General features: G+C 62.5%; 11 protein-coding genes. 7 read left to right on the top strand and 4 right to left on the bottom strand.

What is annotated here, in order from left to right:
• Positions 1-85 precede the first annotated feature (85 nt).
• A complete protein-coding gene (pyk, locus tag HU715_RS18700; protein ID WP_053124684.1) occupies positions 86-1537 on the top strand; it encodes a pyruvate kinase in 1452 nt (483 codons plus the stop codon).
• A 289-nt stretch (positions 1538-1826) separates the two neighbouring features.
• Here the strand turns inward: pyk and HU715_RS18695 are convergent, their stop codons facing one another.
• The 3 genes from HU715_RS18695 to HU715_RS18685 are packed head-to-tail and all read right to left on the bottom strand — an operon-like array spanning position 1827 to position 4639.
• A complete protein-coding gene (locus HU715_RS18695; protein WP_186706390.1) occupies positions 1827-2576 on the bottom strand; it encodes an enoyl-CoA hydratase in 750 nt (249 codons plus the stop codon).
• A gap of 28 nt (positions 2577-2604) precedes the next feature.
• Positions 2605-3540: an iron-sulfur-binding ferredoxin reductase gene (locus HU715_RS18690; RefSeq protein WP_186706391.1), complete on the bottom strand. Its 936-nt coding sequence runs from the start codon at positions 3538-3540 to the stop codon at positions 2605-2607.
• A complete protein-coding gene (locus tag HU715_RS18685; RefSeq protein ID WP_186706392.1) occupies positions 3533-4639 on the bottom strand; it encodes a GGDEF domain-containing protein in 1107 nt (368 codons plus the stop codon). Before HU715_RS18685 ends, HU715_RS18690 begins: the two co-directional genes overlap by 8 nt.
• Before the next feature lie 464 nt (positions 4640-5103).
• Here HU715_RS18685 and HU715_RS18680 point away from each other — a divergent pair, with 464 nt between their 5' ends.
• The 6 genes from HU715_RS18680 (at position 5104) to HU715_RS18655 (ending at position 13496) form a co-directional block, all read left to right on the top strand.
• Positions 5104-6627 carry a fumarate hydratase gene (locus tag HU715_RS18680; protein ID WP_003178511.1) on the top strand — a complete coding sequence of 508 codons (1524 nt, stop codon included), beginning with the start codon at positions 5104-5106 and terminating at the stop codon, positions 6625-6627.
• Between the two features lie 428 nt (positions 6628-7055).
• Entirely contained in the window at positions 7056-8822 is a 1767-nt protein-coding gene (locus tag HU715_RS18675) for a sensor histidine kinase (RefSeq protein WP_186706393.1), read from the top strand.
• Positions 8815-10140: a sigma-54-dependent transcriptional regulator gene (locus tag HU715_RS18670; RefSeq protein ID WP_186706394.1), complete on the top strand. Its 1326-nt coding sequence runs from the start codon at positions 8815-8817 to the stop codon at positions 10138-10140. The genes HU715_RS18675 and HU715_RS18670 overlap by 8 nt, the downstream gene beginning before the upstream one ends.
• A 426-nt stretch (positions 10141-10566) precedes the next feature.
• Positions 10567-11886, top strand: coding sequence for an MFS transporter (locus HU715_RS18665; RefSeq protein ID WP_186706395.1), 1320 nt, complete (start codon positions 10567-10569; stop codon positions 11884-11886).
• A 299-nt stretch (positions 11887-12185) separates the two neighbouring features.
• A complete protein-coding gene (locus tag HU715_RS18660) occupies positions 12186-12578 on the top strand; it encodes a heme utilization protein (protein ID WP_186706396.1) in 393 nt (130 codons plus the stop codon).
• Between the two features lie 297 nt (positions 12579-12875).
• Positions 12876-13496, top strand: a complete 621-nt coding sequence (locus HU715_RS18655) for a flavin reductase family protein (protein ID WP_186706397.1) — start codon at positions 12876-12878, stop codon at positions 13494-13496.
• Between the two features lie 163 nt (positions 13497-13659).
• On the opposite strand, the gene HU715_RS18650 is transcribed toward HU715_RS18655, so the two are convergent.
• On the bottom strand, positions 13660-13893 hold the full coding sequence (locus HU715_RS18650) for a hypothetical protein (protein ID WP_186706398.1): 234 nt from the start codon (positions 13891-13893) through the stop codon (positions 13660-13662).
• Positions 13894-13913: the final 20 nt, after the last annotated feature.

The raw sequence follows: 13913 nt of genomic DNA, 5'->3' as shown, positions 1-13913 counted from the left end.
AAACGAAAAAGTAGTGCATATGAACAATGACTACACCCAAAGAGCATAGTAGCCTTCGCTGGCGCTTGAACTTGAGGAGTCTTGCATGTCCGTCCGTCGCACCAAAATCGTCGCTACCCTTGGCCCGGCCAGTAATTCGCCGGAAGTTCTCGAACAGCTGATTCTGGCTGGCCTGGACGTTGCCCGTCTGAATTTCTCCCACGGCACCCCCGACGAGCACAAGGCTCGTGCCAAGCTGGTGCGCGACCTCGCTGCCAAGCATGGCCGCTTCGTTGCCCTGCTGGGTGACCTGCAAGGCCCGAAGATCCGTATCGCCAAATTCGCCAACAAGCGCATCGAGCTGAAGATCGGTGACACCTTCACCTTCTCCACCAGCCATCCGCTGACCGAAGGCAACCAGCAAGTGGTCGGCATCGACTATCCGGACCTGGTCAAGGATTGCGGCGTCGGCGACGAGCTGCTGCTTGACGACGGTCGCGTGGTGATGCGCGTCGAGACCGCTACCGCCACCGAACTGAACTGCGTCGTGACCATCGGCGGCCCGCTGTCGGACCACAAAGGCATCAACCGTCGCGGCGGTGGCCTGACGGCCCCAGCCCTGACCGAAAAAGACAAGGCCGACATCAAGCTGGCGGCGGAAATGGAAGTCGACTACCTGGCCGTTTCCTTTCCCCGTGACGCGGCGGACATGGAATACGCCCGTCAACTGCGCGACGAAGCCGGCGGCACCGCCTGGCTGGTGGCCAAGATCGAACGCGCCGAAGCCGTGGCCGACGACGAAACCCTCGACGGCCTGATCAAGGCGTCCGACGCCGTGATGGTGGCCCGTGGCGACCTGGGCGTGGAAATCGGCGATGCCGAGCTGGTGGGCATCCAGAAGAAGATCATTCTGCATGCACGCCGCCACAACAAAGCAGTGATCGTTGCGACCCAGATGATGGAGTCGATGATCCAGAACCCGATGCCGACCCGCGCCGAAGTGTCCGACGTAGCCAACGCCGTGCTCGACTACACCGACGCCGTGATGCTCTCGGCCGAAAGCGCCGCCGGCCTCTACCCGCTCGAAGCGGTGCAGGCCATGGCGCGTATTTGCATCGGCGCTGAAAAGCACCCGACCAGCAAGACCTCCAGCCACCGCATCGGCAAGACCTTCGAGCGCTGCGACGAAAGCATCGCCCTGGCGACGATGTACACCGCCAACCACTTCCCGGGCGTGAAGGCGATCATCGCCTTGACCGAAAGTGGCTACACGCCGCTGATCATGTCGCGCATCCGCTCCTCGGTGCCGATCTACGCGTTCTCCCCGCACCGCGAAACCCAGGCCCGCGCGTCGATGTTCCGTGGCGTCTACACCGTGCCGTTCGACCCGGCGGCCCTGCAACCGGGCGAAGTCAGCCAGGCGGCGGTGGATGAACTGGTCAAGCGCGGCGTGGTGCAGACCGGCGACTGGGTCATCCTGACCAAGGGCGACAGCTACCACACCATCGGCGGCACCAACGGGATGAAAATCCTGCACGTTGGCGACCCGATGGTCTGAGTGACCGAGCGCTGAAAAACAAAAGCCCTGCCATGTGAATGGTGGGGCTTTTGGGTTTTTGCCTGCAAGAAATGTGGCACTTGGACTGGCGTACACATCTCACCTGTGGGAGCGGGCTTGCTCGCGAAGGCGTCAGCTCATTCAAGATGGATGCAAGCTGACCCACCGCTTTCGCGAGCAAGCCCGCTCCCACAGGGATCTTGTGTTGAACACATTATTCATGAACACCACAGATCTACTGTGGGAGCAAAGCTTGCTCGCGATAGGGCCGGACCAGGCACCAAAAAACTCAACGCCTGTTGATAAACCCCGACAACGCCGCCACCGCTTCGGGCGAGCGCAGGCGTTGGGTGAACAACTTGCCCTCCTCTTCGATCACCTTGCGCAATGCTTCCCGGTCCGGCGCTTTCATCAGTTGCTTGCTGATACACACCGCTTCCGGCGGCAGCGATTCGAAGCGCAATGCCACTTCCCTGGCCTTGGCCAATACCGCTTCGCCATTATCCAGCGCCTCGGTGGCGATGCCCCATGCGACCGCCTGTTCTCCATTGAAGCCCTCGCCCAACAGCAACAATTTCGCAGCCCTGGCCTGGCCCAGCAGCCGCGGCAGGATCAGGCTGGAGCCGAACTCCGGACACAAACCCAGGTTGACGAACGGCATGCGCAGCCGCGCATCCCGGCTGACGTAGACCAGGTCGCAATGCAACAGCAACGTGGTGCCGATGCCCACCGCCGGCCCGGCCACGGCGGCGATCACCGGTTTGCGGCAATCGAGCAGGCTGAGCATGAACTGGAATACCGGGTTATCGAGGTCGTTCGGTGGCTGTTCGAGGAAGTCGACGATGTCGTTACCGGCGGTGAAGCAATCGCTGGAGCCGGTGAGCAGCACCGCGCGAATCTGCGGGTCGGTGTCGGCCATCACCAGGGCATGGGCCAATTGACTGTACATCGCCCGGGTGAGGGCGTTTTTCTTGTCCGGGCGGTTCAAGCGCACGGTCAGCAGGCAGCGTTCACGGTCGAGCAACAGGGTTTCGGTCATGGTCGGTCTCGCGTCTGGGAATCAGCGCTCAACCACGGGGCAGGAAGACGTCGGCCAGCAGTTGATTGCGCGGCAAGCCGGCCAGGTACAAACGCTTGGCAAAGGCCTCGACCCGGTCGGGATGGCCGCAGAGTAAGGCTTGGGTTTGCCGGGAAACAAGCCGCAGTTGCGCCAAGGCGGACGGCGCCTCGGCCGCGGTCAGCAGCTCCACCGAGAGGTTTTGATGCTTGGCCGCCAGCGCCTCCAGGGGTTTGGCCAGGTAATGCCCGGCCGCATCATGGGCCACGTGAATAAGGCGAATCGCGCCTTGGTGATGCTGGCGCAACGCCTCGCGCAGCAAGCCGAACAGCGGCGCCAAGCCCGTCCCGGCGGCGAGCAGCCACAGCGGCCTGGCATGCCAGTCGGGATCGTAGTGCAAGGCGCCACCGCGCAGCTCGCCCAGCCGGATCGGGTCGCCGGCGTTCATCTGCCGGGCCGCCTCGATGAACTGGCCGGGCTCACGGCAATCGAGGTGGAACTCCAAGAAACGGTCTTCTTCGGGCAGGCTTGCCAGGGAATATGGCCGGGCCACCTCGCCGGCCCACAGCACCAGATGCTGCCCGGCCCGATACCGCAGCGGCCGCTCGGGCGTGACGCGCAAGCGCAACACCTCGCCGCCCAGCCAATCCACTGCCATCACCTGGGCGGCCTGGCCGTCACGTTGCGGATCGAAGGTATGGATCTGCACATCCTCCACCACCTGGCATTGGCAGGCCAACCGCCAGCCCTGGTCGCGCTGCGTCGGGCTCAGGGCATCGGGACGGCTGTCGCGCACGTCGCCACCCACGCACTGCACCAGGCAGGCGTGGCAGCTCCCGGCGCGGCAACTGTAGGGCACCGGCACGCCGGCACCGTTCAAGGCGTCCAGCAGGTTACTGCCCGCCGCCACCGTCCAGTGCCGACCGGCGACTGTCAGTTCAGGCATCGACGTTCTCCCAAGCGGCGGCGCACCGATTGCGGCCGTCTCGCTTGGCACGGTACAGGGCCTGGTCGGCCCGCTGCAACGCGTTATCCAGGTCATCGCCCATGTCCAGCATCGTCATGCCCGCCGACAGGCTGAGGGCGCCGACCTGCAGGCCGATCAGTTCGACTTCGGTGAACGCCAGCCGCAGCCGCTCGCAACAGGCCGTCAGGCGCTGGGGGTCGCAAGCGGGCAGCAGCATGACGAATTCCTCGCCGCCGTAACGGGCCAATACATCGCCTTCGCGCAGGCATGCCGTGGCGACCGCGGCGAACGCCTGGAGCACCTGGTCGCCGGCGGCGTGGCCGTGCAGGTCGTTGATGCGCTTGAAATGGTCAAGGTCGATCAGGGCCAGGCCATGGGCGACGCCGGGCCGGAGGGTGTTGAGTTCGCGGGAGGCCAGGCGCAGGAAATGCCGGCGATTGAACAGCCCGGTCAGCTCATCGGTGGCCACCAGGTCTTCGAGCTGGCGCATCATCCCGCGCAAGGTGTCCTGGTGCGCCTGCAAGGCAAACCGCCGCTGACGCATGCGCTGGCGTGAGGTCTGGACGTAGCGGGCGTAAAACACCAGCCACACCAGCACGAGAAACAGCACGGCCACCTGCAACCCGGCCAGGGTGGGATCGGGAAGCCTGAAGAAGTAACCGTCCCAGAGGGTAATTGCGGTGAAACTGATGAACACCAGCGACGCGCAGCGCACAAACGCCCGGCGTGACAGGTGGAACAGCCCGAACAACAGAATCAGCACATAGAACACCAGGAACACGCCCCGGGCCTGGTCCAGGTGCGCCATCATCCAAGTCTGCCAGCCCAGGCCGATCAACACCTGGACTTCGGTGAGGCTGGGGTCGGCAAAGCGCAGGTTGCGGTCGGTGATAAACAATGTGAACAGTCCGGCCTGGCACAGCACGACCAACACGCTGCCGATGATGACACCGCGCAACGAGTCCAGGTAATGCCCACTGAAAAATGCCAGCCACAACAAAACCAGTGCCAGCGCGTACGTCGCGGCCGCCAAAGCGAAGCGTTTCAGCAAAAGACGTTGAATGGCGTTATGGGTCAATCGTTGACTCACCATGGGAAAGGAAACTGACAGGAGGCGTCCTACGCTACAGGCCAGACGCCACTTTAGTGGCGTGTAGGACAAATGACCATTCAATTCTGGAGCAGAAAAATGGCGTCAAAGCAATGGCCCAATTGACGCAGTGGTTGGCTCCCCTGATATCCCTGTGGCGAGGGAGCTTGCTCCCGCTCGGTTGCGCAGCGACCGCAAAATCCTGGGGCCGCTTCGCAGCCCAGCGGGAGCAAGCTCCCTCGCCACAGGCTTTCACCGCCATCCTCATCAGTCCGTCGCGATCGCGAGCAAGCTCGCTCCCACAGGATGCTGGCCTGCGATATACTGCCGCGCCTTTTTAGCGTCGCGCCAGCATGCCCGGCGTGCCTTATAGAGGTGCCGCCCGTCGACCGATGCACCCAAGCGGCCGGCACCTTATTGAATGTTCCCGTCTTTAGAGAGGAGCGCGACTCATGACCGTGATCAAGCAAGATGACCTGATACAGAGCGTCGCCGACGCCTTGCAGTTCATTTCCTATTACCACCCCGTGGATTTCATCCAGGCGATGCACGAAGCCTACCTGCGCGAAGAATCGCCGGCGGCCCGTGACTCCATGGCGCAGATCCTGATCAACTCGCGCATGTGCGCCACCGGCCATCGGCCGATCTGCCAGGACACCGGCATCGTGACTGTGTTCGTGCGCGTGGGCATGGATGTGCGTTGGGATGGCGCGACCATGGGCCTGGACGACATGATCAACGAGGGCGTGCGTCGCGCCTACAACCTGCCAGAAAATGTCCTGCGTGCCTCCATCCTCGCCGACCCGGCAGGCGCACGCAAAAACACCAAGGACAACACCCCGGCGGTCATCCACTACTCCATCGTCCCGGGCAACACCGTGGAAGTGGACGTAGCGGCCAAGGGCGGCGGTTCCGAGAACAAGTCGAAGATGGCCATGCTCAACCCGTCCGACTCCATCGTCGACTGGGTGCTCAAGACCGTTCCGACCATGGGCGCCGGCTGGTGCCCACCGGGCATGCTCGGTATCGGCATCGGCGGCACTGCCGAGAAAGCCGCGGTGATGGCCAAGGAAGTCTTGATGGAATCCATCGACATCCATGAGCTCAAGGCCCGCGGCCCGCAGAACCGTATTGAAGAGATGCGCCTGGAGCTGTTCGAGAAGGTCAACCAACTGGGCATCGGCGCCCAGGGCCTGGGTGGCCTGACGACCGTGCTCGACGTGAAGATCATGGATTACCCGACCCACGCCGCCTCCCTGCCGGTGTGCATGATCCCCAACTGCGCCGCCACCCGTCACGCCCACTTCGTGCTGGACGGCACCGGCCCGGCTTCGCTGGAAGCGCCACCGCTGGACGCCTACCCGGAAATCGTCTGGGAAGCCGGCCCGTCGGCCCGTCGCGTCAACCTCGACACCTTGACCCCGGAAGACGTGCAGAGCTGGAAGCCGGGCGAAACCGTGCTGCTCAACGGCAAGATGCTCACCGGTCGCGACGCCGCGCACAAACGCATGGTCGAGATGCTGAACAAGGGTGAAACCTTGCCGGTGGACCTCAAGGGCCGCTTCATCTACTACGTCGGCCCGGTCGATCCGGTCGGCGACGAAGTGGTCGGCCCAGCCGGTCCGACCACCGCCACACGGATGGACAAGTTCACCCGCCAGATCCTCGAGCAGACCGGCCTGTTGGGCATGATCGGCAAATCCGAGCGCGGCCCGACCGCCATCGAAGCGATCAAGGACAACAAAGCCGTCTACCTGATGGCCGTCGGCGGTGCCGCTTACCTGGTGGCCCAGGCGATAAAGAAATCCAAGGTCCTGGCGTTCGCCGAACTGGGCATGGAAGCGATCTACGAGTTCGAGGTCAAGGACATGCCAGTGACGGTTGCCGTGGACAGCAAGGGCGAGTCGGTGCATATCACTGGTCCTGCCATCTGGCAGAAAAAGATCAGCGACAGCCTGGCGGTCGAAGTGCAGTAACAGGCATTTTGGCGCAGTGAAAAAGGCCGGCGGGGCAACAACCCCACCGGCTTTTTTTTATGCAGTGATGCCACAGCCGCCCCCTGTGGGAGCGGGCTTGCTCGCGAAAGCGGTGTGTCAGTTTGCGGTGATGTTGGATGGACCGGCCTCTTCGCGAGCAAGCCCGCTCCCACAGGGAATCGGCTGGGAAAAAGACTTTGCACTCACCACAAACCATTGTGGGAGCGAGCCTGCTCGCGAAAGCGGTGGGTCAGTCGACATCAAGTTGGATGTGCTGGCGTCTTCGCGAGCAGGCTCGCTCCCACTGGATCTCAGGTGACACAACACCCCAATCCACCACCAATCCCTGTTGGAGGCTAACTACCTGATCGCTCGAAGCAACCGCCATGCTATCGTGCCCGCCCGACTTTCCACTGGTTCACGCCAGCATGCTGCCGACCCCCCGTACCTTGCGCCTGTCGTTGTACACCTTGCTGATCCTCGCCGGCGCGGCCGTTGCCGCCACCCTCGCCGTGCGCCACGCCGAGCGCGAGGCCTTGGAAGAAGACGCCAGCCGTGCCAGCCAGCAGTTGGCGCTGTATGCCAATTCGTTGCACACCCTGATCGAACGCTACCGCGCCCTGCCTTCGGTGCTGTCGCTCGACCCGCAACTGCGTGATGCCCTCAAGGGGCCGGTCAACCCGGCACAACAGGATGAACTGAATCGCAAGCTGGAAAAGATCAACGGCGCCGCGCAGTCGTCCACCCTGGAGCTGATGGACCGTACCGGCCTGGCCGTGGCGGCCAGCAATTGGCGGCTGCCCAGCAGCTATGTCGGTCACAACTACGGGTTTCGCCCCTACTTCATCCAGACACGCACCCATGGCACCGGGCGGTTTTATGCGGTGGGCGTGACCAGTGGCATTCCCGGTTACTTCCTGTCCAGCGCGGTGACCGACGACAACGGCGAGTTCCTCGGTGCGATGGTGGTGAAGCTGGAATTCCCGGAGCTGGAGCGAGAGTGGCGCCAGGGCAGCGACACGTTGCTGGTCAGCGATGCGCGAGGCATCATCTTCATCGCCAACCGCCCGGGCTGGCGCTATCGCCACCTGCGCGCTCTGTCCGACAGCGACCTTGCCGAGCTCAAGGCTACGCGCCAATACGACAAGCAACCGCTGCAACCGCTGGCCTTCGAGCCGCTGCGCCGCTTCGATGACAACAGCCATCTGGCCCGGGTCGAAGCCCCCGATGGCTCGGCGGATTACCTGTGGGAATCCTTGCCGTTGACCGCCGAGGGCTGGACCCTGCACTTGCTGCGCCGCCCGCAAATCACCTTCGAAGACTTGCGCAACGCCGGGCTCGCCGCCGCTGGCTTATGGTTGGCGCTGGTGTTCCTGTTGCTGTTTCTCAACCAGCGCTGGCGCCTGGCAAGGTTGCGCCAGCGCAGCCGCGAAGAGCTGGAACGGCTGGTGGAGGAGCGCACTCGGGATCTGCGCACCGCCCAGGACGGGCTGGTGCAATCGGCCAAGCTGGCGGCGTTGGGGCAGATGTCGGCGGCCCTGGCCCATGAAATCAACCAACCGTTGACCGCCCAGCGCATGCAATTGGCAACCCTGCGCCTGCTGTTGGATCACGGTCGGGTCGATGACGCCTACAAGGCCCTCAAGCCGGTGGATGACATGCTGACCCGCATGGCCGCCCTCACCGGCCACTTGAAGACGTTCGCGCGCAAAAGCCCCAGCGGCCTGCGCGAACGCCTGGACCTGGCGGAAGTGGTGGACCAAGCCCTGCAACTGCTGGAAACACGCCTGCGCGATGAACAGATCAGCACCGTGCTGCACCTGACCCGCCCGGCGTGGGTGCGCGGCGATGCGATCCGCCTCGAACAGGTGTTGATCAACCTGCTGCGCAACGCCCTCGACGCCATGGCCGGCCAACCGCTCAAACGTTTGGAAGTGCGGCTGGAGGCCGATGAGCAATTGTGGCGCCTGACCGTCAGCGACAGCGGCACCGGCATCGCCGAGGAGCACCTGGCCCAGGTGTTCGATCCGTTCTTCACCACCAAGGCCGTGGGCGACGGCCTGGGCCTGGGGCTGGCGGTTTCGTTCGCAATCATTCATGAATCCGGTGGGCGGCTGACGGCGGACAACCACGGGAACGGCGCGGTATTCTGCGTGACCTTGCCCATCGATCAGGAGGCTCAACGGCATGCTTGATTCAGTCATGGTCGTGGATGACGAAGGCAGCATTCGCAGTGCCGTCGAGCAATGGTTGAGCCTGTCGGGGTTCCAGGTGCAACTGTTCAGCCGCGCCGACGAATGCCTGGCCCGGCTGCCGGAGCATTTCCCCGGGGTGATCCTCAGCGACGTGCGCATGCCCGGCCTCAGTGGCCTGGATCTGCTGGCCGAAGTGCGCCGCCGGGATCCAGACCTGCCGGTGATTCTCTTGACCGGTCACGGCGACGTGCCCATGGCGGTAGAGGCCATGCGCGACGGTGCCTACGACTTCCTGGAAAAGCCCTTCAGCCCGGAAGCCCTGCTTGGCAGTTTGCGCAGGGCCCTGGACAAGCGTTTCCTGGTGCTGGAAAACCGTCGATTGCACGAGCAGGCCGATGCCAGGACCAGGCTCGACGCCAGCTTGCTTGGCGTGTCCCGCTCGCTGCAAAACCTGCGACGTCAGGTGCTGGACCTGGCGACATTGCCGGTCAACGTGTTGATCCGTGGTGAAACCGGCAGTGGCAAGGAGTTGGTCGCCCGTTGCCTGCACGACTTCGGCCCGCGGGCGAGCAAACCTTTCGTGGCCTTGAACTGCGCGGCGATTCCCGAACCGCTGTTCGAAGCCGAACTGTTCGGCCATGAAAGCGGCGCCTTTACCGGGGCCCAGGGCAAGCGCATCGGCAAGCTCGAATACGCCGATGGCGGCACGCTGTTTCTCGATGAAATCGAAAGCATGCCCCTGGCCCAGCAGGCCAAGCTGTTACGAGTTCTTCAAGAAAAAAAGCTCGAACGCCTGGGCTCCAACCAGAGCATCAACGTGGACCTGCGCATCATTGCCGCCACCAAACCCGACCTGCTGGACGAAGCCCGGGCCGGGCGTTTTCGCGAAGACTTGGCCTATCGCCTGAACATCGCTGAACTGCGCCTGCCACCGCTGCGCGAACGGCGCGAGGACATCCCCTTGCTGTTCGAACATTTCACCCACCACGCCGCCGAACGCCTGGGCCGTCCCGCCGCGCCCTTGAATGGCCCGCAACTGAGCCATCTGCTGAGCCACGACTGGCCGGGCAATGTGCGGGAACTGGCCAACGTCGCCGAGCGCCAGGTGTTGGGACTCGATCAACTGCCCGTCCTGGAGGCAGAGCCGGGCCAGTCCCTGGCGGCCCAACAGGAAGCCTTCGAAGCCCAGTGCCTGCGCGCCGCCCTGACGCGGCACAAAGGTGATGTGAAAGCCGTGCTTGAGGAACTGCAACTGCCACGCCGCACCTTCAATGAAAAGATGCAGCGGCATGGGTTGAGTCGGGAGATGTTTTTGTAGGGCCCGCCATTTTGTGGTGGTTGTACTGGCGCCATCGCGAGCAGGCTCGCTCCCACAGGGGCATGTGTACACGTCGGGCAAAAATGTGGGAGCGGGCTTGCTCGCGAAGGCGTCGGATCAGTCAATACAGAGTTGGCTGACACACCGCTTTCGCGAGCAGGCTCGCTCCCACAAGGATCATATGTACACCGGACAGAAATGTGGGAGCGAGCCTGCTCGCGATGAGGCCGGTACTGACAACACACATTCCCCCTGCATAAGCGGATTCCCGCCCACACCCGCCGCCACAATAAGCGGATTTCCGCTTACGCAACGCCACAACCCCCTCTAAACCGGCCTTCTCCCAGCTGGCACAGCTCCTGCTATAGCCCTGTCAGGCTGCGTTCCCACGCGCTCCACAAAAACAATTAAACGAAGGATCCTTCAATGGATAACTCAAACACCCTGCCCATCGGGTCGGCTGCCGTGCCCGCCCGTGAAAGAACCACCGCCAGCCGGATCAAGTCGATCTTCAGTGGCTCGGTCGGCAACATGGTCGAGTGGTACGACTGGTACGTCTACGCCGCTTTCTCCTTGTACTTCGCCAAAGCCTTCTTCCCCAAGGGCGACACCACCGCCCAATTGCTCAACACCGCCGCGATCTTCGCCGTCGGCTTCCTGATGCGCCCGATCGGTGGCTGGCTGATGGGCTTGTACGCTGACCGCGCTGGTCGCAAACGCGCGTTGATGGCCTCGGTGTACTTGATGTGCTTTGGCTCGCTGATCATCGCCCTGAGCCCCGGCTACGAAACCATCGGTGTCGGCGCACCGATCCTGCTGGTATTCGCCCGCCTGCTCCAAGGCCTGTCGGTGGGTGGCGAATACGGCACCTCGGCGACCTACCTGAGCGAGATGGCGACCAAGGAACGCCGCGGCTTCTTCTCTAGCTTCCAGTACGTAACGCTGATTTCCGGCCAGCTCATCGCCCTCGGCGTGCTGATCGTGCTGCAACAAATGTTGACCACCGAGCAGCTGTACGCGTGGGGCTGGCGCATCCCGTTCGCCATCGGCGCGCTGTGTGCGGTGGTGGCGCTGTACCTGCGTCGCGGCATGGAAGAAACCGAGTCGTTCACCAAGAAGGAAAAAGCCAAGGAAAGCGCCATGCGCACCTTGATGCGTCATCCCAAGGAACTGCTGACCGTGGTCGGCCTGACCATGGGCGGCACCCTGGCCTTCTACACCTACACCACCTACATGCAGAAATACCTGGTGAACACCGTCGGCATGAGCATCTCCGACTCCACCACCATTTCCGCCGCAACGCTGTTCCTGTTCATGTGTCTGCAACCGCTGATCGGCGGGCTGTCGGACAAGATCGGTCGTCGGCCGATCCTGATCGCCTTCGGCATCCTCGGCACCCTGTTCACCGTGCCGATCCTCACCACCCTGCACACCATCGAGACCTGGTGGGGCGCGTTCTTCCTGATCATGGCCGCGCTGATCATCGTCAGCGGCTACACCTCGATCAACGCCGTGGTGAAGGCCGAGTTGTTCCCCACCGAAATCCGCGCCCTGGGCGTCGGCCTGCCCTACGCGCTGACCGTGTCGATTTTCGGCGGCACCGCTGAATACATCGCGCTGTGGTTCAAGAGCATCGGTATGGAGACCGGCTACTACTGGTACGTGACGGCCTGCATTGCCGTGTCGCTGCTGGTGTACATCACCATGAAAGATACACGCAAGCATTCACGGATCGTGACCGACTGATCTCCAAGTCGTACGCACAAAAGGGGCGAACCTACAGGTTCGCCCCTTTTTTCGTTCTGCCTGTCCAAAGATTTATCCGACATTAATCTCTGGTTAATGCCTGACCTCCATCCTCACCCTCAACAGAACGCCATTCGATACGCCGGCAATGGGCCTCATTGACCGTTCTGTGGCAACCCAATATAGATCTATTTAATTGATAGATTTAAGCATTTATTTGCGCTTTTTAATCAAATTAACGAGCGTAATATGAACTCCACACCCAAGGCGCCTAACGCCAAACATTCTGGAGCACGACCATGAAAACCAAACTGATCATCGCCCTGACCCTGTCCGTACTGGCCGCCAACACTTTTGCTGCCGACGGTTTCGACCGCACCAGCGCGGCCATCGCCGCTGATGGTTACGACCGCACCGGCGCTTCTACCCTCGCCGCCGATGGCTTCGACCGCACCAACGGTGCAATCGCTGCCGACGGTTTCGACCGCACCAACGGCGCAATCGCTGCCGACGGTTTCGACCGCACCAACGGCGCAATCGCTGCCGACGGTTTCGACCGCACCAACGGTGCAATCGCTGCCGACGGTTTCGACCGCACCAACGGCGCAATCGCTGCCGACGGCTTCGACCGCACCAATGGCGCAATCGCTGAAGATGGCTTCGACCGCACCAACGCTGCTGCCATCAGCTAATCCGATCACCACACCCTCACAGCCCGGCCTCGGCCGGGCTTAGTTGTTTTTGGATCACAGGAAAACGGGCAGCCTCAAGCCGAACACAAAGTGAAAAACACTGAAGAACAAATGTGGGAGCGAGCCTGCTCGCGATGACATCATCCGACGCGGCAACGGTTGCGCGTCATAGACAGCTATCGCGAGCAGGCTCGCTCCCACAAAGGTATCGGGTGCTCAGGTTTTGCTTGCGGCTGGAAATAACTCACCAACCCTTGCACTATCCCTTCGTTTTCAACCCATTCAGGACCCGGCCCGATGCCCGATGACATCCACTTCTACGAACCCGCCAACGGCCACGGCCTGCCCCACGACCCGTTCAATGCCATCGTCGGCCCACGGCCCATTGGCTGGATTTCATCCCAGGATGGCGAAGGCCGCCTGAACCTGGCGCCCTACAGTTTTTTCAATGCGTTCAACTACGTGCCGCCGATCATTGGTTTCTCCAGCGTCGGGCGCAAAGACAGCCTGAACAACATCGAACAGACCGGTGAATTCGCCTGGAACCTGGCCACTCGCCCGCTCGCCGAGCAGATGAACCAGAGCTGCGCGATGGTCGCGCCCGAGGTCAATGAGTTCGAACTCGCGGGTCTGACGGCGGCCCCGTCACGGGTGATCCAGGTACCGCGCGTCGCCGAAAGCCCGGTGTCCTTCGAATGCAAGGTCACGCAGATCATTCAATTGCAGCGGGCGGACAAGGAGCGGGTGCCGAGCTGGCTGATCCTCGGCGAAGTGGTCGCCGTGCATATCGCCCAGTGGCTGTTGAAGGATGGGGTGTACGACACCGCCGCCGCCGAGCCGATCTTGCGCGGTGGCGGGCCGGCGGATTATTTCCAATTGGGGCCTGAGGCGTTGTTCAAGATGCATCGCCCGAAGTAAGCGATAAAATCCTGCAAACAACACCGCTCACTTGAAATGAAGGTGTGTGTGGCGAGGGAGCTTGCTCCCGCTTGGGTGCGCAGCGCCCACCAAAAAAGGGGCCGCTGCGCAGCCCAGCGGGAGCAAGCTCCCTCGCCACAAAAGCATTCCCATCAATGCTGATTTACCAGACCAACCCGCCCTCGTCATCGACACCCTTGAGGTGGGTCAGCTGCAGGGCTGCCGCTTCATCGGCTTTGACGGCGGTCTCGAACGTCTGCTCTTCAAGCACCTTGTTGAAGCGCGGCGCACCTGAGCCGCCGATGGCCTTGGTGGCTATGGCGGCGTGGTAACCACCGCCCTCCTTGGGAACAACAGCAGAAACAGCTTCAAAGGTTTCAAAGGCTTTACGTGCCATGTCTTGTGCATCCTGGCGGT

The organism is Pseudomonas zanjanensis (genome assembly GCF_014268745.2).
Classification (GTDB): Bacteria; Pseudomonadota; Gammaproteobacteria; order Pseudomonadales; family Pseudomonadaceae; genus Aquipseudomonas; species Aquipseudomonas zanjanensis.
This window is presented reverse-complemented; position numbering and strand designations above follow the sequence as displayed.

Bases quoted from the DNA above. Each gene is read 5' to 3' on its own strand.
- HU715_RS18680 (WP_003178511.1), top strand. From the start codon at position 5,104: ATGACCGTGATCAAGCAAGATGACCTGATACAGAGCGTCGCCGACGCC.
- HU715_RS18665 (WP_186706395.1), top strand. From the start codon at position 10,567: ATGGATAACTCAAACACCCTGCCCATCGGGTCGGCTGCCGTGCCCGCC.
- HU715_RS18675 (WP_186706393.1), top strand. From the start codon at position 7,056: ATGCTGCCGACCCCCCGTACCTTGCGCCTGTCGTTGTACACCTTGCTG.
- HU715_RS18655 (WP_186706397.1), top strand. From the start codon at position 12,876: ATGCCCGATGACATCCACTTCTACGAACCCGCCAACGGCCACGGCCTG.
- pyk (WP_053124684.1), top strand. From the start codon at position 86: ATGTCCGTCCGTCGCACCAAAATCGTCGCTACCCTTGGCCCGGCCAGT.
- HU715_RS18695 (WP_186706390.1), bottom strand. From the start codon at position 2,576: ATGACCGAAACCCTGTTGCTCGACCGTGAACGCTGCCTGCTGACCGTG.
- HU715_RS18660 (WP_186706396.1), top strand. From the start codon at position 12,186: ATGAAAACCAAACTGATCATCGCCCTGACCCTGTCCGTACTGGCCGCC.
- HU715_RS18670 (WP_186706394.1), top strand. From the start codon at position 8,815: ATGCTTGATTCAGTCATGGTCGTGGATGACGAAGGCAGCATTCGCAGT.
- HU715_RS18690 (WP_186706391.1), bottom strand. From the start codon at position 3,540: ATGCCTGAACTGACAGTCGCCGGTCGGCACTGGACGGTGGCGGCGGGC.
- HU715_RS18650 (WP_186706398.1), bottom strand. From the start codon at position 13,893: ATGGCACGTAAAGCCTTTGAAACCTTTGAAGCTGTTTCTGCTGTTGTT.